This window comes from Acetobacter papayae (genome assembly GCF_047721125.1).
In the GTDB taxonomy this organism is placed as follows: domain Bacteria; phylum Pseudomonadota; class Alphaproteobacteria; order Acetobacterales; family Acetobacteraceae; genus Acetobacter; species Acetobacter papayae.
In genome coordinates, this window is the sequence record NZ_JBDNWF010000043.1 from 1 (window position 1) to 21,173 (window position 21,173).

Consider the following 21,173-nt stretch of genomic DNA (forward strand, 5'->3'; position numbering starts at 1 on the left):
CTGCGCGGTCTGCCTCAGGCCGGGTGGGGTCTGGCATGTCATGCGGGCACAGTACCAGCAGGGCGGGGCCTTCGGGCCAGAGCAGGGCGGCCTGCCAGCAGGCGAAAGTTTCCTGCGCATTGGCTGGGCGGAACACGGCCAGATGCGGCATGGCGCGCAGGCTGGCCAGTTGTTCCACGGGTTGCCAGCCGCCTCCGCCATCGCTCAGGGCCAGACCATCATTGGTCAGAAGATACAGCACCCGGCGGCGCATGAGGGCAGTCATGCGCAGGGCTGGGCGCATGCGGTCGATGGTGATCATGCCCGCCACGCCGCAGGCCAGCACGCCGCCATGCAGCGCCATGCCAGACAGCATGCCTGCCATGCCGTGTTCCTGCAGGCCGCAGGGCCAGTGCGGGTCAGGGATATCATACACTGCGCCGCTGGTGCCGGAGGTCGCGGCCAGCACGGCCAGTTCCGGCCGTAAGGTCTGCAATGTGCGCAGTCCTGCCAGCGCTACATGCTGTGAGGAACTGCCCCGCAGGTCGTGCCGCCACAGGCGCGGCCAGTCCTCGGACAGCAGAGGGGGGGCAAGGCCCGCCTGTTCGCGCTCGAACTGGGTGCGCGCCCTGTGCCGCGTCAGCCGCCGCAGCCACGAGCGCCGGGCCGAGGCACCGCGTCGGGCGGTGGGGCTCCATGGGCCGGTCTGTTCTTCCTCGGCGGGCATGGGCGGGTGTGGGCTCGGGCCATCGGACAGACAGGCGAGTAAGGTGGGCTTGCGGGCGCGGAGTGTTGCGGCCAGCGCGGTCATGATGGCGGGCAGGCTGCGGGCATTGACCCGCCGCACGCTCCAGCCCGAAGCGCTAAAACGCGCCAGTGAGTCTGAAAAATCCGCAGGGTCTGTCCGTGGGGCGGGGCAGACCAGCACCGCTAGCCTGTTCAGCCCGAACCGCCCGGCAAGCTGGGCAGCTTCAAGGGCTATGCCGGTCAGCAGGTCGCTGTCGCGGGCCAGCACCCATGTGCGGTGGTTGACGAGCGAGCGGCCATGCCGCGCGGCCAGAATTTCTTCAGCCAGCGCCATGCCCGCCGCAGCGGCAATACCTTGTCCTGCGGGGCCGGGCGCGATTTCCACCGCCCGGTGCAGGCCAAAATCAAGAGGTGTGGTTGTATCGGGCTCCGGGGTGCTCAGGTGCAGCATGGCGCGCAACAGCGGCAGCATGGCCTGCGAGGGCACGACAAACCTGTCACGGTCGGGCCAGTCAGGGGTGGCGGGGTCGTAGCGCAGGACCCGGCACCACAGGGCGGTAACGATCAGGCAGAGCTGGCGCAGTTCGGTTGTGCTGTGGCTCTGGGCCGCTTCTTCCGCCGCGGGGCCGTCCAGCAGCGCGCGGGCGGCTGCCGCCAGCCTGAGCACCAGCGCGTCCTGCGCTGAAAGCGTGGGCGGGGTGCTGGTGAGCGTGGCGGAATGGGCGGAGGTGGTGTGCGGGGCCATCGGGTTCCAGACGAAGGCGAGGGCATGCAACCGTGTGGACTGCCTGCTTAGGCCCCCATTTTAAGCGGGGCGGGGTGGGTTTGGCCAGAGCGGAAAAGCCACAGGGGGCTTGCGCGGGGCGCGGTCAGGCGCGAAAGAAAAGGGGCAGAGAAGCGAGTCGCCGTGCCGTACAGGCCCGGCAGGGCAGGCCGCAACAGGGCCTGCGCGCAACCAGCAGGGAGCATTCTTCGACCATGCGGCCGGTTTCCAGACAGGATTTTTTTCGGGCGGGTCGTCAGGGGGCATCAACCGCCCTGGCCCTGTCTTTCGCGCTGCTGGCCCTGACAGGCTGCAAGCTGGTGGACCAGAAAACCTTCAACCCGCAGGCCGGCGTGCCGCCCAAACCATATGTGCCGCCCGCCCCTCCGGCCGCTCCGCCAGCCCCCCCGCTGATAGAACTGGTGGCCGGTACGCCTGAGGATGAGTGGAAAACGCAGGTGCAGGACATTGCCCGCCGCGCGCTGGCCCGCAAGCCCGAGGCCCTGTTTGTGGTGCGCTGTCTGGTGCCGCCCGGCCCGCCCGTGCCCCCTCCGGCGGGTACGCAGGGAAGCAATGCGCAGGCCGCTGTACCCACGGCCCTGATCACGCTCGCTTCGGGCGATGGGCATGCCGTTATGCAGGCCTTGATGGATGCAGGCGTGCCGCAGGCGCAGGTCGAGATGACGGCCATGCCGGATTCGACCGTGACGAAGCCCACCGTGCGGGTGTATGTGCGATAAACCGACACGGAGCGGTCGGCGCCAGCACGGGCAAATGGCACAGGGGCGAGCACCCGGCCCCGGCCATTTCTGACAGGGAGCAAGGAGAGATCTAGCGTGGGAGCGATCAAGAACGCCCGGCACCCCTTTTATAACCATTGCGACGAGGCGCTTGACCAGATCCGGCATGCTGGCCGGTATCGGACCTTTACGCCCCTTTCCCGTCAGGCGGAGCATTTCCCCGTCTATGAGGAAGAGCGTCAGGATGTTTCCGGCGCGCGCGATGTGGTTGTGTGGTCCACCAACGACTATCTGGGCATGGGCGTTGTGCCCGAAGTGCAGGAAGCCGCCATTGAGGCCGTGCGCGCGCATGGCGCAGGTGCGGGGGGCACGCGCAACATCGCGGGCACCAGCCCGCTGCACAACCAGCTTGAGGCCGAACTGGCCGCCCTGCATGGTAAGGAAGCAGGGCTTCTGTTCATTTCGGGCTATGTGTCCAATCAGGCCAGCCTGCAAACGATCCTGACCTCCATGCCCGGTTGGATCTGTTTTTCCGACCAGCTCAACCATGCCTCCATGATTGCGGGCATCAAGGGCGCGCGCGGTTCGCAGACAGTTATTTTTGCGCATAACGATCTGGCGGATCTGGAGGCCAAGCTGGCTGCGGCTCCAGCGGATGCGCCCAAGCTTATCGCGTTTGAGAGTGTCTATTCCATGGATGGCGATATCTCGGATATTGCCGGAATCTGCGCGCTGGCGCGGCGCTACGGCGCGCTCACCTATCTGGACGAAGTGCACGCCGTGGGCCTGTACGGTGCAGAGGGTGGCGGTGTTTCCCAGCGCGATGGCGTGGCCGATCAGGTGGATATTATCGAAGGCACGCTGGCCAAGGGTTTTGGCGTGCATGGCGGCTATATTACCGCCTCCGCCACAATCGTGGATTTTCTGCGCTCAACCGCATCGGGCTTTATTTTCACAACTGCCCTGCCGCCCTGCGTGGTGGGGGCGGCGCTGGCCAGCGTGCGCAAGGTGCGTGCGGAAAACTGGCGGCGCGAGACCCTGTTCGAGCGCGTGAACATGTTCCGCCACAAGCTGCGTGCGGCAGGGGTGCCGTTTACCATGACCCCCAGCCATATCGTGCCCATTCCGGTGGGGGATGCCGAGCGCTGCAAGCGGATCAGCCGCCGCCTGCTTAACGAGTTCGGCCATTATGCTACCCCCATCAACTATCCGACCGTGCCGGAGGGAACCGAGCGCCTGCGCCTGACCCCCGGCCCGTTCCATACGGATGAAATGATGGACGATATGGTGCGCGCACTCGGCGTGCTGCTGCGTGAGGAAGGGGTTATCCCCGCCCGTGAGGCCGCCGGACAGGCAGCCTGAAAACAGTGCAGCGGGGCAACAGCCCCATCTGCTTTTGGCCCGCCCTGATAGCCCCTTGTTAAAGGTGGGTATCAGGGCGTTGCCGTTTTGGGGCCTGTATGTGGCTACAGGCCCACTCCCTTACGGGTGGGCGGCCATTTTCAGGCGGGACAGGGCGGCCCGGAGTTCATCAAGCGAAACAGCGCCGGGAATGATCTCGCGCGTGCCGATAATAAAGGTGGGCGTACCATCCAGCCCGATGGAGCGCGCCAGCGCCAGATTGCGCGCAAGGGCCGTGGCGGTTTCGCTGCTGGTCATGTCTTTTTCCAGCCGTGCGGTGTCCAGTCCGGTGCTGGCGGCAACACGGCGGATACGCTCCATGCCCGGCGCGCCGGTATCGGTCATGAGGGCTTTCTGGAACGCCAGATAGGCGTTCTGCCGCCCCGCCGCCATGATGGCCTGCGCATCCAGCGTGCTGTTGGGGCCAAGAATGGGAATGATCTTTTCCACCAGCCGCAGGTCGGGTTCGGATGCGCTGAGGGTGGTCAGGTCTTCCAGCACCTTGCGGCAGTATGGGCAGCGGGGGTCGTAGAACTCTACCACCTCAAGCGTGCCATGCGGGTTGCCGACCACGACATCCGTGCTGCTTTTGCCAAACAGGGTGGGGTTGCGGCGCACCACATCCAGCGCCGAGGCGGCTTTCTGTTCCGCCGCATGGGCCTGCAGGGAGGACACCGCATCGGACAGGATGCTCGGGTCGGATTTCAGCGCCTCGCGCACGATGGAAACGATTTCCGCCCGTTGGGCCGGGGTAAAGCTGCTCTGCCCGGTTGCGGGTGTGGCGGCCGTGGCCGCCTGAGCACCGGAGGGAAGGGCTGCCGCCGGGGCAATCGACAGGGCCGCCAGCACGGCAAGTCCCGCACGGGCGGGGCGAAAAAACGAGGCGAGTGCGCGCATAAGGTTGGGTACTCCGTAAAACGGGATGGTATGGCACGAGCGCGGGCTCTCGCAAGGGGGGCCGTGGCCTGTGCGCGCGCATGTCTGTTGCTGCCCGCAAGAAAGCAGGTTAATCGAAAAGAAGATGGAAAAGAGACGTCCGCCCGCCGGGTGGGCCTATCAACGGAGATATCAAGGCGTGGCTGCCCGATTCAAGACTAACCGTTACGTCCAGACCCGTTCCCGCCTGCCGGGGCGTCTGCGCGGGGCGGCGCTCGCGCTGGCCATGACAGGCTCCCTGACGGCCTGCAGCGCTGATCCCTATCTGACACAGGCAAAGGTTACAGGCTTTACCGGCTCTGTCGCGGCGGATGACCCGCGCGCGGTGCTGGTCGCGCGTGACGTGCTGGCGCAGGGTGGTAACGCGGCGGATGCGGCGGCGGCACTGGGCATGGCGCTGGCGGTTACGCTGCCTTCGCGCGCGGCGCTGGGCGGCGGTGGCGCGTGTCTGGCCTGGAAACCGGGCGAGGCACAGGGGCAGGCTTTTGTGTTCCTTCCCAAGGCAGGCAGCATGGTGGCCAGTGCCGCTCCTCAGCCGGTTTTTGTAAAGGGCCGCAGGGTTGCGGTTGCGACACCAGCCGGTGTGACGGATCGCCCGGCTTCGGTGCCGATGCTCGCACGCGGACTGTTTCTGATGCAGATGCGCTATGGCAGCGTGGACTTTGCTGACCTGATCGCCCCCGCACGCGATATGGCCGCACGGGGTGTGGTGGTGAGCGGCCTGCTGGCATCGGACCTCAAGGTGGTGCGTTCCGCCCTGCTGGCGGATGAAAAGGCCCGTGACATTTTCGGTAATGGCTCGGGCGATGTGCTGGGCATGAACGACATACTGGTGCAGACCCGGCTTGGCGGCGCGCTGGAGCGCCTGCGCATTGCCGGTGTGGGCGACCTGTATAACGGTGCGCTGGGCCAGACCTTTATTGAAGGTGCACAGGAAGCCGGTGCGGGGCTGACAGCAGCCGACCTGCGCACGAGTGTTGCCACAGCGCTCAAGCCGCTGACGATCCATGTGGATGGGGTGGATATCAGCACTCTGCCGCCGCCAGCCGATGGCGGGCTGGGTATGGCTGCGGCCTATCTGGCCGGTGGGCAGGGTATCCATGCCGAGCAGGTTGTAGCGGGCTGGCGCGCGCGCGCGGGTGGCGCGGGTGCGGCTGTCAGCACTGCCGATGCACAGGCCCTGCTCAATTCCGGCGCACTGCCTTCGGGCGGGTCTTTGCCGCCGCTGCCCGCATCCACCACGTTTGTGGTGACAGATCGGCAGGGCCTGTCGGTGGGTTGTGCCCTGACCATGGATAACCTGTTCGGCACTGGCCGCGTGGCGGGCTCGACCGGTATCGTGCTGGGGGCTTCACCCGCGCGCAGGCCGCTGCCGCTGCTGCCTGTGGGCATTGCCCATGCGGGTGGGCAGTTCCGGGCCGTGGCTGCGGCTTCGGGGCAGAATGTGGCGGCGGATACGGCTGCCATTGCCCTGCGTTCTGCTGTGGCCGGGGTTGTTCCGCAGGTGGTGGATGGTGTGGGCCGGGCCAATTTTGTGTCCTGCCCGGCGGGTCTGCCGGGTGCGGGTGCGTGCTTTGGCTGGACAGACCCGCGTGGTTCAGGCCTTGCGGTGCCTTCCCGCTCTGTTCACTAACGTGACGGTTTGACAATGCGCACCCTCCGGTTTGCAGGCCTCAGGCTTACGGATCGGGGGGCGTGTGCCGCTTGGGCGGTGGGGTTGGCTTTCTCTCTTGCAAATGTTTCCTTTTGTTCTAAAAGAACAAAAGGAGATCAAATTCTTAATGTGGTGCGCAGGCGGTAGCCCGCGCGCGTTGCGGCGCGATCACGGCGGAGGATGACAGGTATGGACAAGGCAAAAGCTCTTGAAGGCGCTCTGGGGCAGATCGAACGGGCGTTCGGCAAGGGGTCCGTCATGCGGCTGGGCCAGCGCCCGAAAGAACAGACCGATGTGATCTCGACCGGGTCTCTGGGGCTGGATATTGCACTGGGTATCGGCGGTCTGCCGCGTGGCCGCGTGGTGGAAATTTACGGGCCGGAAAGCTCGGGCAAGACCACGCTGGCCCTGCACGCCATTGCCGAAGCCCAGAAAAAAGGCGGCACCTGCGCCTTTATCGATGCCGAGCACGCGCTCGACCCCGGCTATGCCCGCAAGCTGGGTGTGGATATTGACAACCTGCTGATCAGCCAGCCCGATGCGGGTGAGCAGGCGCTGGAAATTGCCGATACGCTGGTGCGCTCCGGCGCGATTGACGTGCTGGTGGTAGACAGTGTTGCCGCACTCGTGCCCCGTGCCGAGCTTGAGGGCGATATGGGCGACAGCCATGTGGGCCTGCATGCCCGTCTGATGAGCCAGGCTCTGCGCAAGCTCACCGGCACGGTCGCGCGCTCCAACACGCTGATGATCTTCCTTAACCAGATCCGCCTCAAGATCGGGGTCATGTTCGGCAACCCCGAAACCACCACGGGTGGCAACGCGCTGAAGTTCTATTCCTCCGTGCGTATGGATATCCGCCGGATTGGCGCGATCAAGGACAAGGACGAGGTCACGGGTAACCAGACACGCGTGAAGGTGGTCAAGAACAAGATGGCCCCGCCCTTCCGGCAGGTTGAATTCGACATCATGTATGGCGAAGGCATCAGCAAGGTGGGTGAACTGATCGACCTTGGCGTGAAAGCGGGTGTGGTGGAAAAATCGGGGGCGTGGTTCTCCTATGACAGCCAGCGCATCGGGCAGGGGCGTGAAAACGCCAAGCAGTTCCTGCGTGATCATCCCGAAATGGCCGCCGATATTGAAAAGAAAGTGCGTGAACACGCAGGCGTGGTGGCCGAAGCCATGATGGTCGCCCCGGATGCAGATGCGCACGAAGACGACGAATAAGATCAACACCACTCAAGACCGGCCCTGAAACGGGGCCGGGGTTACAGGGCCGGGGGTTTCAGCCTCGGCTCACGGCCTGCTATCAAGCCTCACCCTCAGGCGGGATAGGGCAGGAAAGCAGTTGCGCCTGTGGGTCGTAGGAAGCGAGGATTGCCCGTTCCTCGGCTGTGGGCTGTTCTTCCACAAAGCCCTGCGCCAGCCAGAACGTGCGGGCCGGGCCGGTGGAGGTCAGGGTCAGCCAGCGCAGCCCGTTTTGACGGGCAAGGCCGCGTGCGTGTTCAACGGCCTCGCGGGCATGGCCGCCGCCCCGCACCGTGGGGGCCAGCGCGATATCATGCAGGTACCATCGGTCGGCAGGCTGGGGCAGGGTCTCCAGCAGCGTATTGAGCGGCGGGCAGACAAGCCCCAGCCACGGGTGGCTTATCAGATAGCCGCTCAGTTTTCCCTCATGTTCAAGCACAAGGCAGCCTTCGGGGGCCAGCCGCAGCCTTTCGGCAAAAATGGCGGTATCCTCCGGGTAGTCGGCATGAATGGTGTCGGCCAGTGTTGTGACGGCTTCAAGATCGTCTGGCGTCATGCCGCGCCAGATGGTATTTGCACAAAAAGCGGTCATACAGGGGTTCCGTTACGGCTGAAGGTGGCGCGGGATGTGCCCTGACCGATAGGCGGCAGTAAGAAGCGGACGGCATGACACGACGACTGAGGCTGACATTACGGGTGGATGCGGACAATGCGCCAGCCCTCGGACATGGCAAGATACGTCTTCTGGAACAGATTGAGCAGACTGGCTCCATTTCAGCAGCGGGGCGGGCTATGGGCATGTCCTATCGCCGCACATGGTTGCTGGTTGATAGCGTCAACCGACTTTTTGCCGAGCCTGTCGTGGCGGCCCGTCCCGGCGGGGGCGGTGGTGCGCGCCTGACGGAAAGCGGGCGCGAGGTGCTGGCCCTGTATCGGCAGGCGGAGGAGCAGGCCACACAGGGTGCGGCAGACACCCTGCGGCGGCTGGAAGACTACCTTGCCCCGGTCGCTTCTTCATAGTTCTTCAGAAACTGCCAAGAAAAAACCCTATAAGGCTGTCACAGTGTAGGGCATGATGAATAACCCTGCCGGAACGGGCGGGCACAGTGCGGGAGAAAAACGTGTCTTCAGAGGTTCAGCGGCGTGATCTTATGCGAGGGGGGGCCGGTCTTGCCCTAGCTGCGTCTGTCGGGGGTGGTATCGGGCGCGCCCGCGCGGAAGATCTGGGCGGCGCAACGGGCACGTTTGACGATAGTACGGTTGTGCAGATCGCCCGCAGGCTGGCGGGTTCGGCCTATCGCGCGCCGGATCAGTCTTTGCCCAAAGTGCTGGACAACCTGAATTTCGACCAGTTCCGCGGCATTGCCTACCGTTCCGACCGCGCCCTGTGGGGGAATGACGGGCTGGCTTTCGACGTGGAATTTTTTCCGCGCGGCTTTCTCTACCGCCCCCGGATCGAGATTTACGAGGTCAAGGACGGTCAGTCCACGCCGGTGCCGTATTCTCCCGACCTGTTCACCTATGCGGACCCCGCTCTGCGCGTGGGAGATTCCCTCGGCTTTGCCGGGCTGCGCCTGCGCAATGCCATCAATACCCCCGGGGTGATGGAAGAATTCTGCGTCTTTTTGGGTGCATCCTATTTCCGCGCCGTGGCCAAGGGGCAGACATACGGCCTGTCAGCCCGTGGTTTTGCAGATGGCACGGGCGACCCCAAAGGCGAGGAATTCGCGCTGTTCCGGGCCTTCTGGCTGGAAAAACCCCAGCCCGGCGTGCAGTCGGTGGTTATTCATGCGCTGCTCGACAGCCCTTCGCTGGCCGGAGCGTTCCGCTTTACCATCCGCCCGGGGGATGCCACGGTTTTTGACGTGCAGAGCACGCTGTTCCCCCGCACCACCATTGCTCAGGGCGGTATCGCCCCGCAGACGGGCATGTTCTATTTCGATGCCAATGATCGCAATCATGTGGATGATTGGCGTCCCGCGGCCCATGATAGCGAAGCCCTACAGATGTGGACCGGCGCGGACCAGCAGTTGTTCCGCCCGCTGCGTAACCCGTTGGATCTGCAGGTTTCCACGTTCTCGGATGTTGCGCCGCGTGGTTTCGGGCTGATGCAGCGCCGCCGCGCTTTCCATGACTTTGAAGATCTGGCCCTGCATTACGAAAAACGGCCGTCGCTCTGGGTGGAACCCATTGGCGACTGGGGGGCTGGCTGGGTCGATCTGGTGGAAATTCCTACCCCTAACGAGGTGAACGACAATATCGTCTCGTTCTGGCGGCCCAAGGAGCCACTGCGCGCTGGCAAGGAATACAGCTACACCTACCGCATGTACTGGGGGTGGGATGTGCCCTTCCCCACACCGATGGCGCGTGTGGGGGCAACCCGCGTGGGCGGCGTGACGGACGACCCGGATGCCCGCTTTTTCGCGCTGGATTTTGCCGGAGCACCGTTCGACCATCTGCCCAAGGATACGCATTTCCATGCCGTGCCCAAGACATCGGCCGGAACCGTGCGCAACGTGGTGGTAGAACCCAATCCCGAGATCAACGGCGTCCGCGTGACGTTCTCCTTCGCGCCGGGCGATGCCAAGGTGGCTGACCTGTCCTGCGTTCTGGAAACCGATTCAGGCCCGATTTCCGAGCAGTGGCTCTACCGATGGACACCATGAGCGGTACCACGGAGCAGGAAACTTCGTTCCACGCCCTGCCGCCTGAAGCGCCTCTGGCCATGCCGGTGCAGGATCTGCATGCCCGGCCTGACCGTGAAGGGCGTGGGCGCAGGCCTGCGACCTCGCCGCGCAGCATTGCTCTGCGGCGGTTGGCGGTAATCGGCTCTGCCCTGCTTATGACCGCCTATGGTGCATGGCGGACGCATAAGGTGATGGATGACGGGGGCGGCATGTCCACGCTGGGCGTCATCATGCTGGTGCTGTTCGTCGCCCTGTTCATGTGGATTGCGCTGGCGTTTACGTCTTCCGTGGCGGGGTTCTGCTCGCTGGTGCTGCGGGGCGGTCTGGGGCTGGGTATCAGCCGTTCCGGCCCCCTGCCCCGGCTTGAGCGGCGCACCGCTCTGCTGCTGCCAACCTATAATGAGCCGCCTGAGCGTGTCATGGCGGGGCTGAAGGCCATTTACACAAGCCTTGAGCAGACAGGCCAGCTTGCCGCGTTCGACCTGTTCATTCTGTCCGATACGACCAACCCGGATGTGTGGGTGCAGGAAGAGGCCGCTTTTCTGGCCCTGCGCGCCAGCACGGGTGGGACGCAGCGTATTTTCTACCGCCGCCGCCATGCCAATACCGAGCGCAAGGCGGGGAATGTGGGCGACTGGGTGCGCCGCTTCGGTGGTGCCTACGACCATATGGTCACGCTGGATGCGGACTCCGTCATGTCGGGCGATACGCTGGTGCGCATGGCCGCCGCCATGGAGCGTAACCCCGGTGTGGGGCTGATCCAGACCCTGCCCGTTATTGTTGGTGGCACAACCCTTTTTGCGCGTATGCAGCAGTTTGCCGGGCGGGTTTATGGGCCGGTCATTGCCTATGGCATTGCTTGGTGGCATGGCGCCGAAGGCAATTACTGGGGCCATAACGCGATTATCCGCACCCGTGCTTTCGCCAGTCAGGCGGGGCTGCCGCATGTGCCGGGCAAGCCGCCTTTTGGCGGGCATATTCTCAGCCATGACTTTGTTGAAGCCGCCCTCATGCGCCGTGGCGGCTGGGCCATTCACATGGTGCCTGCCCTCGATGGCTCATACGAGGAAAGCCCCCCCACCCTGACTGACGTGGCCATTCGTGACCGGCGCTGGTGTCAGGGCAACCTGCAGCACGTCAAGGTGCTGCCCACACGCGGGCTGCACTGGATCAGCCGCATGCATATGGTGGTGGGGATTGGTGCTTATGTGACATCGCCGCTGTGGCTGGTGTTCCTGCTCACGGGTATTCTTATTTCCCTGCAGGCACATTTTCAGCGGCCTGAATATTTTGGCGATACCAAAACGCTGTATCCGCACTGGCCGCATGTTGACCCGGTGCAGGCCAAATACGTGTTTATCGGCACCATGCTGGTTCTGCTCGCTCCCAAGATGCTGGCTTATGTCGCGCTGGTGCTCGACCCCGCCGCACGGCGGGGCTGCGGTGGCGCGGTGCGGGCTGCTTTTTCCGTGCTGGCGGAAACACTCATTGGCGGGCTGGTAGCGCCTATCGCCATGCTGATCCAGACCAGTGGTGTGCTGTCTATCCTGAGTGGGCATGATTCGGGCTGGAACACCCAGCGGCGTGATGATGGCGGTATTCCGCTGATGGATATCGTGCGGCAGTACGGGCGCTTTACCCTGTTTGGTTTGGCGCTCGGGGCTGGGGCTTGGGTGGTTTCGCCTTCGCTGTTTTTCTGGATGATGCCCGTGCTGCTCGGGCTGGTGTTTTCTATCCCGCTTGTGGCGCTAACCAGCAGCCGTGCCGTGGGGCTGGATTTCCGCCGTGCGGGCCTGCTGCTGGTGCCTGAGGAAACGGCTCCCCCGCCCGTGCTGAACCTGCTGGAAAAAGCACAGAGCGATGAGCAGGCGCAGGAAAACACCTCCCCTGCCCTGCCTGATGACGGCGTGAAAGCCCTGCGTGCCGATGCCACTCTGGCACGCGCGCATCTGGCCATGCTGCCGCCGCCCCGCAAGGCGGGAGACGCCATCAACCCCGACCAGCTTGTGGGTCTGGTAAAGCTGGGCGAGGCTGCGACACTTACCAATGCCCTGCGCGTCCTTAGCCCCAAGGAAAAAGCTGCCGTGCTGGGTACGGCTCAGGGTGTTGAAACCATTTTGCACCTGCCGGACTAAACCGCCTTCGGGCGGTTTTTCCCCCGATCGTGTTGACAGGGAACCTACCCCAGCGCAGGTATTATCGAATTATCGATAATACAAGAATTCAGACCCATGTCAGACACGCCTTCCCTGCACGACCGCGCCCTGCCGGTTGCCGATTTGCTGAAAACCCTTGCCCACCCTGCACGTCTGGTCATTGCCTGCGCGCTGGTTGAGCAGGCGCGTTCGGTGGGTGAGTTGGAACAGGCGCTGGATATTCACCAGCCCGGCCTGTCGCGGCACTTGGCATCGCTCCGGGCGGCGCGGGTGGTATCCTGCCGCAGGGAGGGGCAAAGCATGATCTACCATCTGGCCAATGATAAAGCCGGGCAGCTTATCATGGCCCTGCATACGATTTTCTGCGCATCGGAGGCAGGTACGTCCCCCGCCATCAAGCCGGAGGCTGTGTGATGCTGGCCCAGTACTGGCCCAGCCTTGCGGGAGGTGTGTTGATTGGTCTGGCCTGTGCCGGGTACCTGCTGCTTAACGGGCGGATTGCCGGAATAAGCGGCATTATGGGCCGTGTGCTTGCCGGGCGGCCCTTTTTGCCGGGGGCAGCGCTGCTGGCTGGGCTGGTGGCAGGGCCGGGTGTCTGGCGGGTGGTGGCTGGTGTGTGGCCCGTTGTGCATGTTCAGGCCCCATGGCCGGTGCTGGTGGTGGCGGGGTTTTTGGTCGGGTTCGGCACTCGTATGGGGAGTGGCTGCACCAGCGGGCATGGTGTGATGGGTCTGGCGCGGCTTTCGCCCCGTTCCTTGGTGGCGGTGTGCTGTTTTCTGGGAACGGGCGTGCTGGTCGCGAGCCTGTTCCATCTGGCGGGCTGGAGGTAGCGGCATGATGGTTTTGCGCTCTATCGCGGCATTTGCCTGTGGGCTGGTGTTCAGCCTTGGCCTGATCCTTGGCGGTATGCTGGACCCTGCGCGGGTTCTGGCTTTTCTCGATCTGGCGGGGGTGTGGAATCCTGCCTTGCTGTTTGTGCTGGGCGGTGCGGTCTGTGTGGCGTTTGCGGGGGTCAGGCTGGCGCGGCATTTAAAGCGGCCCGTGCTGGCTCAGGCATTTGCCCTGCCCGTGGCCCGGCAGATCGATGCGCCACTGGTGGTGGGGAGCTGCCTGTTCGGCCTTGGCTGGGGTATGGCGGGGTTCTGTCCCGGCCCGGCGGTGGCTTCTGTTGGGGCGGGGGTGTGGCAGGGTTGTGTTTTTACTGCCGCCATGCTCGCGGGCATGCTGCTTTTCGAGCGTGTTAAACCGGCCCGTTAGGGGCTGGCGTGGTTTAATTGCAAAGTATTATCATTCGTATATAAGCCCGGATATGCCCCCTCTTCCCGCCCGCCAGCAAAGACAAAAACATGCCGATGTCTTTGAGCGGCGCTACGGGCACCTGCTTTCCTATGCCAGCAAGCTGACAGGAGACCGGGCCGAGGCGGAAGATCTGGTGCAGGAGGCGTGGTGCCTGACCGATGGCAGCCCGCCCGAGAGCGTGGCCTCTCCCTTTCATTACCTGCGTGCCGTTATCCGTAATCTGTTTGTCAGCAACATACGGCGGCGCAGGCGGCAGGCCGAGTCCACCCTGAATACGGATGGTTTTGAACAAAGACTACCAGCCGATCAGCCCTCGCCCGAAGAGGTGGTGATGGCTCGGCTTGAAATGGAGCATCTTGAAAAGCTGATCAACGCCATGCCACCCCGGCAGGCAACGGCGGTGCGGATGTATCATTTCGAGAACAGGAAGCTGAAGGATATTGCGGCCCATCTTGATATTTCGGTCTCTTTTGCTCAGGCCCTCATTGCCAGTGGGCTGGCTGACTGCGCGGAGGACCTTGACCGTGCCTGCCCACGCTGAAAATCTGTTGTCCATGGTTGAGTATGGTGCTGGCATGGTTCGGGCTTTTTCTGATGAGTGCTGTGGCGCAGCCCGGCTGATTTTTGCCGGTCTGGCCTGAATGACACAGGCGCACTCCCCCCGGCAGGCGGCATCCGTCTGGTTTATCCAACTGCGTGAAAACCCGCAGGATGAAAGCCTGAAAGCCGGGTTTGAGGCATGGCTGGCGCAGGCCCCCGAACATGCTCAGGCCTGGGCCAGCATCAATCGCGCGGCCGGGGTCATGAACCGTATGGCGGGTGAAACCAGCCCCGTGCCGCATACCATGTCACTCCCTGTGTTCAGGTCTGTCAGGCCGGGTTGGGCGCGTGGGCGCAAGGCTGGCGCGGTATTGGCTGTTGGCATGGCGGCCTGCGTGGCGGGGCTGTTTTTTGGTTTTGATCTGCCGTTACGCTGGCAGGCGGATCAGTACGCCCCGGCAGCGCAGATGCGCACCGTGCAACTGGCTGACGGGTCTTCAATCCTGCTCGCACCACTCAGCGCCATACGGGTTGAGGCTTCCGGCGCTGGGCGCACCATTACCCTGCTGCGCGGAGAGGCCCTGTTTACCGTAAAGCACGACCCGGCCCGGCCTTTCAGCGTGAAAGCAGGGGCCGTAACGGCGACTGATATCGGCACGGTGTTTGATGTCGCGCGCACAGCGCAGGGGGCAAATGTTGCCGTGCGCGAGGGGGCAAGCAGGGTTGAAACCGCAGGCCCTGCGCCCGAGACGCTGGAACTTGGCCCCGGCGCATGGGTGCGGGTAGCCGAGCCGTCTGTCCAGCGCGGAACGGAGCCGCCCGGCCATGTCGGCCTGTGGAGCGAAGGGTTGCTGATGGTTGAAAACACCACCATTGCGGCACTGGCCGAGTCCATGCGCCCGTGGCAGCCGGGCTACATTGTGGTGCTGGACAAGGATCTGGCGCGGCAGACTGTCAGCGGGGTTTATGACCTGCACCACCCGGTGGAGGCGCTGCAACTGGCTGTCAGGCAGCATGGTGGGCATGTGCACCGTCTTTCACGCTGGCTGACGGTTATCAGCCGGTCCTGAGGCATCGGTTTTTGAGTTTCGAAAAAAATTTCATCACCTGACAGGAAAAGCCAGCGCGGAAAGCGTCTGGGTTTCATGCAACTGCGATCCATTCGCACAAATGACCCGAAACAGGATGATTTTCTCGCAATGCGTGTGACAGCTTTCCATAAAAACCGGCTTCCCTGCGCGTTGCAGGTGCTGGGCCTTGCCACTGCCCTGACAACGTCTTGCCTGTACGGAGCGGGGCAGGCCGCCGCACAGCAGGCCGGGCAGGGTGTTGAAACCTTCCATATTCCGCCGGGCGCTTTGGCCGATACGCTGTTTGAGTTCAGCCGTCAGGCGCATGTTCAGATCGCATCGGGGGGTGCGGCGCTCGCGCACCGGCTGTCGCCCGGTGTAACCGGCACAATGTCGCGCCAGCAGGCCCTTGAGCGGCTTCTGTCCGGCAGCGGGCTGACATTTCAGCCTGCCGGAGCCGCCGCCTATGAACTGGTTGCAGCCCCCGCCGCCCCTCCTGCCGAGCCCCGCCCGCAGGCGGTGGCCCCTGCGCGGGATATGGGCATTGAATCCCGTGAGCAGGAGCATATTCTTGTACAGGGCGATGTTATCGGCAATGCCAGCCGTTACGGGCAGCGCCATTATGCGGGGAGCCGCACGGTTATCAGCAGCGTGGATCTGCATGAACATGCCGTGCGCTCGATAGATGATGCCTTGCAGCGCATTCCCGGTGTCAAGATTTTTGACGAAACCGGAACGGGCGCACTCCCCCAGATCCAGATGCGGGGTCTTTACGAAAGCCGCAGTGGGCGTGTGCAGATTCTTGAAGACGGCATTCCCCTCTCTCTCGCCCCGTACGGGCAGACTAGCGTGTCCATGTTCCCTATGACCATGGATATGGTGGATCATATCGACGTGGTGCGCGGTGGTGCGGCCCTGCAATATGGCCCTAACAATATGGGGGGTGTGATCAATATCGTCAGTCGTCCCATTCCTGAAAAATGGACGACAAGCATTGGCGAACGCTTGCAGATTGCGGGCAATAACGGCCATGTGCTCGCTAATACTGATTTCAGCACCGGCGGTCGGCTGAGCCGCCGCTTTGGTGTGCAGCTTGATGCCAATTTCCAGAATGGCCACCAGTTCCGCGACAGCCATAGTGCGGCCAATGTGCGCAACCTGCGCCTGCGTACCGAATACGCCATAACCGATAATGACCGGATCAGAACCGATTTTGCCGATTACGAGGCGGATATAGACATGCCTGGTGCGCTGTCTCCTGCCGATTATCGTAAAAATCCTTTCCAAAGCACACGGAATTATGACTCCATGTCGGGCTACACCTATCGTGGCAGCCTTGTGGCCCAGCATGACATGCACCGCTGGAAAGGCATTACGGGTGGACAGGCCACATTGACCTTCTTTGCCAATGAGGCCAGTCGCAGTTTTACCAACGGCATGCGTCTGTCTTCCGCCGAAACATGGAGATCCGACCTGCCTGCACAACGGTTGCAGAACTCCCCGCGTGATTTCACGGTTTATGGCGTGCAGCCGCAAATGACCCTGCGCACGAAAGCATGGGGTGTTTCGCATGAATTTGCTTTTGGGGCACGATATGTCAGTGAAGATATTCACTACATGGTCAATCGCCAGACCCTGCCTGCGGGGGCATGGACATCCTTTCGTGACTGGCAGTTCAATACAGCGGCGTGGTCAACATTCATTAGCGATAAAATGGGTTTCCTGAATGACCGGCTGACGTTTACCCCCGGTTTCAGGTTCGAGCATGTGGATCAGAGCTACGTTAATACCGCCACCGGCCAGAGGGAGGGTAATGGCACGCGCGATATCCTGCCCGGTGTGACAATTGGCTATTCCATTGGCAAAACGGGTTATGTGTTCTTTGATGCACAGAAATCCATGCGGCCCGCCCAGTCTACGGAAATTATTTACGGCAACAGGCTGAATGCGGAAAAAGCATGGAATTACGAATTCGGGGGGCGGTGGTTCCCCAACCGCTACACCACACTTGCGCTGACATTCTACCGGATCGATTTCGGTAATCAGATTGAATATGATAGCACGATCATAAGCCCGACACTGGGCACGCCCGGCGGTTATATCAATCTGGGGGGCACGCGGTATCAGGGCATTGAGTTCTCGGGTGACTGGGCGCTGAAAAGCCTGCCTGCACTGTCCTTCAATGCCGCGTATTCCTTTCTGGATGCCCGGCAGCTTAATGGTGCCTATAAGGGCAATCTTGTTCCCTATACGTCAAAACATCAGATTTCAGCCGGTGCGACCTATAAATGGGGGCAGACGCGCTTCAACCTCAACGGGTTCTGGTTTTCGCGCTCCTATACCGATGCCGCCAATACGAAGGATGAAAACGCAACCGGCTCGGTCGGCCGGGTGCCGGGTTATGTCGTTTTCAATGCGCAGGTTACGCATACCATCCCCCTACGGGCAGATGGTACAAAGCTGGACCTGTCACTGGCAATCATGAATTTTGGTGATGAGCGCTATTATTTCCGGGGCATGGACACCAGCCCATGGGGGCGTGAGGTCGCACCGGGCAGAACCTTCCAGCTTGGAACCCGGGTTACGTTCTGAGCGCGGGGGCAGTGGGTCTTGCGGGGCCGGGCTGCCGCCTAGGCAATGCGTTGCCCGCTTACCCAGACCTGTTCAACATGCAGTTCGGCTGACAGCACCACCAGATCAGCCCGTAGGCCCGGCTGGAGCGCGCCCCGATCGTTCAGGCCCAGATAGCGTGCCGGGTTGGCGCTGAGCAGGGCGGTGGCCTCAACCAGCCCGGTGCCTGCCTGCACGGCATTTCGCAGGGCGGCATCCAGTGTCAGCACACTGCCTGCCAGCGCGCCATCAGGCAGGCGGGCCGTATCATCACGCACCATAACGGCCTGCCCGCCAAGCTGGCTCGGCCCATCGGGCAGGCCCGCTGCGCGCATGGCGTCGGTTACGAACACCAGCCGCTCCGGCATGATTTTTTGTGCCAGCCGGTAGGTGCCGGGGTGGACATGGTGGGTATCAAAAATCATTTCGGCATAGGCGTCGCTGCACATCAGGGCGGCCACGGGGCCGGGACGACGGCTTTCTATGCCCGGCATGGCGTTGAACAGATGCGTGCCCCCGGCCGTGCCCCCCGCGGCACAGATCAGGCATAATGCGCTGCTGGCCTGCTCGTAACTGGCGGTGGTGTGGCCAAGGCTGACCCGCACGCCCGCACGGGCAAAGCTGGCCATAGCCTCGGCTGCGTGGGGCAGTTCGGGGGCCAGAGTGACCACCCGCACGCAGCCGGGGGCCAGTGCTTCGGCCACGCGTTCGGGGGTGGGCTCAAGTGTATGGGGTGGCTGCGCGCCCAGCCGGTGCGGGCTGACAAACGGCCCTTCCAGATGGGCTCCGGCTATAAACGGGCCGTTTTCAATGGTCCGGCCCGTAACTTCGGCAATGGCGTTTAGGGCGGACAGCACCTCGGCCCATGGGCGGGTAATGGTGGTGGGCAGCAGGGTGGTGGTGCCATGGCGCGCATGAAACCGGGCGAGCGTGCCAATGGCGGCCACACCATCCATGGTGTCTGCGCCGTCACCACCATGAATATGCCCGTCAATGAAACCGGGTAGGATGTAGCGCTCGGGGGTCTGCGCGCAGGGGGTTATGTCTGCCAGCCGGTCGGTAAAGGTCAGGCGGCCGGGCAGGATACGGTCAGGCAGGACAAGCTGGCCGGAAAGGTCTGTCATGAGGGGGCCTGTTCCATAAGGGCGATGGGCTGCGGGCGCGAAAAATACCAGCCATAGACTGCAATCAGCAGATAGGAGGGCAGGCTTACCAGCACCAGTGCCGGATGAAAGCCAATACGCGCTGCAAGGTGGATGAAAACCTGAGGCATGATCCCCCCTCCGCTATAGGCCATGACCAGCAGGGCCGATATGCGTGCGCTGTCAGCCGTATTGCCCCGCAGGGTTATGGGGAAAAGAGAGGGAAAAATCATGGCGTTTGCGAAGCCGAACAGGCCAAGGCAGATGACCGAGGCATAGCCCTGCGTGGCGCAGGCCAGCAAGGCCAGCCCCGCCCCTGCGGCGCAGCAGAGCAGCAGGTAGCGTTCCTGAGAGATGTGGCGGGGAATGAGGGCAAGCCCGCATAGATACCCCGCCAGCATGCAGCTTAGCGTTAAGGCTGTAAAAAACCCTGACTGGTTCAGGGGTAAACCGCTTGCGCGCGCATAGGTGCCTATGGCGTCGCCTGCTAGAACCTCAACCCCTACGTAAAGAAACATGGCCCCTGCACCCAGCAGGGCACGGGGCGGTAGAGGGCGCGGGGTCTGCGTGGCGCGGGGCTGGTTGAGGGGGCTGGGCCGCAGTTCAGGCAGGCGCGCGCGGGCCATGCCGCAGGCAGCGGCGGCCAGCAGGGCGGCCATGGCCAGATACGGCCATGCCAGTGCATCGAGTGCCTGCGTGCGCAGGGCCGTGCGGGTGGGGGCATCGGGGGCCAGTGTCAGGCTTGCGGCCAGTCCGTCCATGTTGTGCATGGCCAGCCCCGCCAGCACCAGTGGGGCGACAATGCCCCCCAGCTTGTTGCACACCCCCATGATGGCAATGCGCTGGGCCGCGCGCGCATGCGGGCCAAGCAGCGTAACATACGGGTTGACCGCAACCTGAAGCAGGGCCAGCCCTCCGCCCAGTGTCAGCAGTCCGGTGAGGGCCAGAGGATACAGCCCCGCATGCAGCCCGCTGCCCGTTATGGCCATGCCCAGCGCCATGCCCCCTAGTGCATAAGGCAGGCTGCGTCCTGGCCCTGCCTGCGTGGCCAGCCACCCCGCAGGCAGGGCAAAGACCACATAGGCGATGTAGAAAACCAGCGGCACAAGAAAGGCGCTGACATCATCAAGAGAAAACGCCACCTGCACAAACGGGATCAGCGGGCCGTTGAGCCATGTTGCAAAGCCGATGACAAAAAACAGACCGGCCATGCACGCCAGCGGCCCCCACCCGAAGGCACCGGCCGGGCAGGCGGAATGCTCAGGGGGCCGGGCCGCCGGGCTGCTCATGCGTTGGGGGTCATTCGTTTTCGGGCAGGCTGTCTATGGCCTCACACGCATGCACCAGCGCGGGGCTGGGGTTGGGGGCCATGCACAGCGCACGGGCATCGGGCGCGCAGCGTTCGGAGGCGTTCTCGACATCGGAATCCAGCACGTCTTCGGCCACACTCAGGTCGCGGGTGCGGTTGTCGTCCTGCTCTTTTTTAAGCACGTCCTGCGTGGTGTGCAGGTCCTTGAGCGCATCGATGCACGCACTGCTTGAGGCTTCGGGCTTGAAGTGCAGCACCGTCAGCTCCTTGTGCAGCAGGATATTGGCTTCCGTATCCCGTGGGGCCACGCCATCTTCATCAGCCTGTGCCGCTGGGGGCAGGCAGAGAAAGCCAGCCAGCACCAGAGCCAGCGCTGTGGCCCATGCGGGAGCCAGACGGGCGGCTTTGCGGGCTGCCCCGGCGGGCAGGCAGGTGGCCGGGGGAGCGACAGGCGCGGTATGTGGACCAGACACGGCGAACATTCTCCAGAACCTGTGTGGTATGGTGTCGCGTTTTTTAGCCCGTGATCGCGCCATGCGTAAAGAAACAAGCGCGCCCGGCTGGCACGCCCTTGGCATGGCGGGTGCTTTGGTGCTAGACGCGGTATTGGAAAGTCGGCGGTGGACGGATACCTTGCCAACCCGGTCAGGTCCGGAAGGAAGCAGCCATGACGAGTTTCATCCGGGTTACTGTCCGGCTTTCCACCCTGTTTCCCGCCAGTGATGGCGTGGCGGCCAGCCTGACCGGCAGGTGTAATTTTCTTTCTTCGGGCAGATCATGAGCGAAGATACAGACGCCTGGCACGAGGGCGATGAAGGGCTGCCCAGCCCCGAACCGGAAGGCCCCGGTCTGTTCGGTGCTGCCCCCGCCCCCCCCCCCCCGCCCCGGGCCGCCG

19 protein-coding genes and 1 other RNA gene are annotated in these 21,173 nt (G+C 63.4%); 14 read left to right on the forward strand and 6 right to left on the reverse strand.

Annotated features, from left to right (window positions below; translation table 11 throughout):
• On the reverse strand, positions 1–1,471 hold a 1,471-nt coding region (locus ABF757_RS10890; protein ID WP_415482355.1), incomplete at its 3' end, for a transketolase family protein.
• Positions 1,472–1,704: 233 nt separating this feature from the next.
• On the opposite strand from ABF757_RS10890, the gene ABF757_RS10895 reads away from it, so the two are divergent.
• Entirely contained in the window at positions 1,705–2,229 is a 525-nt protein-coding gene (locus tag ABF757_RS10895) for a hypothetical protein (protein WP_415482357.1), read from the forward strand.
• Between the two features lie 96 nt (positions 2,230–2,325).
• Entirely contained in the window at positions 2,326–3,591 is a 1,266-nt protein-coding gene (gene hemA / locus ABF757_RS10900; protein ID WP_415482359.1) for a 5-aminolevulinate synthase, read from the forward strand.
• 120 nt (positions 3,592–3,711) lie between these two features.
• On the opposite strand, the gene ABF757_RS10905 is transcribed toward hemA, so the two are convergent.
• On the reverse strand, positions 3,712–4,527 hold the full coding sequence (locus ABF757_RS10905; RefSeq protein WP_415482361.1) for a DsbA family protein: 816 nt from the start codon (positions 4,525–4,527) through the stop codon (positions 3,712–3,714).
• A 178-nt stretch (positions 4,528–4,705) separates the two neighbouring features.
• Here ABF757_RS10905 and ABF757_RS10910 point away from each other — a divergent pair, with 178 nt between their 5' ends.
• The gene (locus ABF757_RS10910; RefSeq protein ID WP_415482363.1) at positions 4,706–6,199 is read left to right on the forward strand and encodes a gamma-glutamyltransferase; all 1,494 of its coding nucleotides are present in this window, start codon (positions 4,706–4,708) and stop codon (positions 6,197–6,199) included.
• A gap of 210 nt (positions 6,200–6,409) precedes the next feature.
• Positions 6,410–7,444: a recombinase RecA gene (gene recA / locus ABF757_RS10915; protein ID WP_304515578.1), complete on the forward strand. Its 1,035-nt coding sequence runs from the start codon at positions 6,410–6,412 to the stop codon at positions 7,442–7,444.
• 82 nt (positions 7,445–7,526) lie between these two features.
• On the opposite strand, the gene ABF757_RS10920 is transcribed toward recA, so the two are convergent.
• On the reverse strand, positions 7,527–8,057 hold the full coding sequence (locus tag ABF757_RS10920) for a GNAT family N-acetyltransferase (protein WP_415482365.1): 531 nt from the start codon (positions 8,055–8,057) through the stop codon (positions 7,527–7,529).
• Positions 8,058–8,131: 74 nt separating this feature from the next.
• Here ABF757_RS10920 and ABF757_RS10925 point away from each other — a divergent pair, with 74 nt between their 5' ends.
• From ABF757_RS10925 to ABF757_RS10965, 9 genes are all read left to right on the forward strand, one after another.
• The gene (locus ABF757_RS10925; protein WP_415482366.1) at positions 8,132–8,485 is read left to right on the forward strand and encodes a winged helix-turn-helix domain-containing protein; all 354 of its coding nucleotides are present in this window, start codon (positions 8,132–8,134) and stop codon (positions 8,483–8,485) included.
• A gap of 101 nt (positions 8,486–8,586) precedes the next feature.
• Complete coding sequence (locus tag ABF757_RS10930; RefSeq protein ID WP_415482367.1) at positions 8,587–10,131, forward strand: OpgD/OpgG family glucan biosynthesis protein; 1,545 nt, start codon at positions 8,587–8,589, stop codon at positions 10,129–10,131.
• A complete protein-coding gene (mdoH, locus tag ABF757_RS10935) occupies positions 10,119–12,287 on the forward strand; it encodes a glucans biosynthesis glucosyltransferase MdoH (protein ID WP_415482376.1) in 2,169 nt (722 codons plus the stop codon). The genes ABF757_RS10930 and mdoH overlap by 13 nt, the downstream gene beginning before the upstream one ends.
• Positions 12,288–12,383: 96 nt before the next feature.
• Complete coding sequence (locus ABF757_RS10940) at positions 12,384–12,722, forward strand: metalloregulator ArsR/SmtB family transcription factor (RefSeq protein WP_415482368.1); 339 nt, start codon at positions 12,384–12,386, stop codon at positions 12,720–12,722.
• Entirely contained in the window at positions 12,722–13,138 is a 417-nt protein-coding gene (locus ABF757_RS10945) for a YeeE/YedE family protein (protein ID WP_199897872.1), read from the forward strand. Before ABF757_RS10940 ends, ABF757_RS10945 begins: the two co-directional genes overlap by 1 nt.
• A 4-nt stretch (positions 13,139–13,142) precedes the next feature.
• Positions 13,143–13,565 carry a DUF6691 family protein gene (locus ABF757_RS10950; protein ID WP_415482369.1) on the forward strand — a complete coding sequence of 141 codons (423 nt, stop codon included), beginning with the start codon at positions 13,143–13,145 and terminating at the stop codon, positions 13,563–13,565.
• Positions 13,566–13,617: 52 nt separating this feature from the next.
• Positions 13,618–14,148: an RNA polymerase sigma factor gene (locus ABF757_RS10955; protein WP_415482370.1), complete on the forward strand. Its 531-nt coding sequence runs from the start codon at positions 13,618–13,620 to the stop codon at positions 14,146–14,148.
• Positions 14,149–14,248: 100 nt separating this feature from the next.
• Positions 14,249–15,217: a FecR family protein gene (locus ABF757_RS10960; protein ID WP_415482371.1), complete on the forward strand. Its 969-nt coding sequence runs from the start codon at positions 14,249–14,251 to the stop codon at positions 15,215–15,217.
• Between the two features lie 129 nt (positions 15,218–15,346).
• On the forward strand, positions 15,347–17,809 hold the full coding sequence (locus ABF757_RS10965; RefSeq protein ID WP_415482372.1) for a TonB-dependent siderophore receptor: 2,463 nt from the start codon (positions 15,347–15,349) through the stop codon (positions 17,807–17,809).
• A 38-nt stretch (positions 17,810–17,847) separates the two neighbouring features.
• On the opposite strand, the gene nagA is transcribed toward ABF757_RS10965, so the two are convergent.
• The 3 genes from nagA to ABF757_RS10980 are packed head-to-tail and all read right to left on the reverse strand — an operon-like array spanning position 17,848 to position 20,751.
• Complete coding sequence (gene nagA, locus ABF757_RS10970) at positions 17,848–18,951, reverse strand: N-acetylglucosamine-6-phosphate deacetylase (RefSeq protein ID WP_415482373.1); 1,104 nt, start codon at positions 18,949–18,951, stop codon at positions 17,848–17,850.
• Positions 18,948–20,258 (reverse strand): glucose/galactose MFS transporter, encoded by a 1,311-nt coding sequence (gene gluP / locus ABF757_RS10975; RefSeq protein ID WP_415482374.1) that lies wholly within the window; start codon positions 20,256–20,258, stop codon positions 18,948–18,950. Before gluP ends, nagA begins: the two co-directional genes overlap by 4 nt.
• 10 nt (positions 20,259–20,268) lie before the next feature.
• Positions 20,269–20,751 (reverse strand): hypothetical protein, encoded by a 483-nt coding sequence (locus tag ABF757_RS10980; protein ID WP_415482375.1) that lies wholly within the window; start codon positions 20,749–20,751, stop codon positions 20,269–20,271.
• Positions 20,752–20,886: 135 nt separating this feature from the next.
• Here ABF757_RS10980 and ffs point away from each other — a divergent pair.
• Positions 20,887–20,984, forward strand: an RNA gene (gene ffs / locus ABF757_RS10985) — signal recognition particle sRNA small type.
• Positions 20,985–21,173 lie beyond the last annotated feature (189 nt).

Coding starts and splice junctions, on each gene's coding strand:
- ABF757_RS10895 (WP_415482357.1), top strand. CDS start 1,705: ATGCGGCCGGTTTCCAGACAGGATTTTTTTCGGGCGGGTCGTCAGGGG.
- ABF757_RS10905 (WP_415482361.1), bottom strand. CDS start 4,527: ATGCGCGCACTCGCCTCGTTTTTTCGCCCCGCCCGTGCGGGACTTGCC.
- recA (WP_304515578.1), top strand. CDS start 6,410: ATGGACAAGGCAAAAGCTCTTGAAGGCGCTCTGGGGCAGATCGAACGG.
- ABF757_RS10920 (WP_415482365.1), bottom strand. CDS start 8,057: ATGACCGCTTTTTGTGCAAATACCATCTGGCGCGGCATGACGCCAGAC.
- ABF757_RS10925 (WP_415482366.1), top strand. CDS start 8,132: ATGACACGACGACTGAGGCTGACATTACGGGTGGATGCGGACAATGCG.
- mdoH (WP_415482376.1), top strand. CDS start 10,119: ATGGACACCATGAGCGGTACCACGGAGCAGGAAACTTCGTTCCACGCC.
- ABF757_RS10940 (WP_415482368.1), top strand. CDS start 12,384: ATGTCAGACACGCCTTCCCTGCACGACCGCGCCCTGCCGGTTGCCGAT.
- ABF757_RS10945 (WP_199897872.1), top strand. CDS start 12,722: ATGCTGGCCCAGTACTGGCCCAGCCTTGCGGGAGGTGTGTTGATTGGT.
- ABF757_RS10950 (WP_415482369.1), top strand. CDS start 13,143: ATGATGGTTTTGCGCTCTATCGCGGCATTTGCCTGTGGGCTGGTGTTC.
- ABF757_RS10955 (WP_415482370.1), top strand. CDS start 13,618: ATGCCCCCTCTTCCCGCCCGCCAGCAAAGACAAAAACATGCCGATGTC.
- ABF757_RS10960 (WP_415482371.1), top strand. CDS start 14,249: ATGACACAGGCGCACTCCCCCCGGCAGGCGGCATCCGTCTGGTTTATC.
- ABF757_RS10965 (WP_415482372.1), top strand. CDS start 15,347: ATGCGTGTGACAGCTTTCCATAAAAACCGGCTTCCCTGCGCGTTGCAG.
- nagA (WP_415482373.1), bottom strand. CDS start 18,951: ATGACAGACCTTTCCGGCCAGCTTGTCCTGCCTGACCGTATCCTGCCC.
- gluP (WP_415482374.1), bottom strand. CDS start 20,258: ATGAGCAGCCCGGCGGCCCGGCCCCCTGAGCATTCCGCCTGCCCGGCC.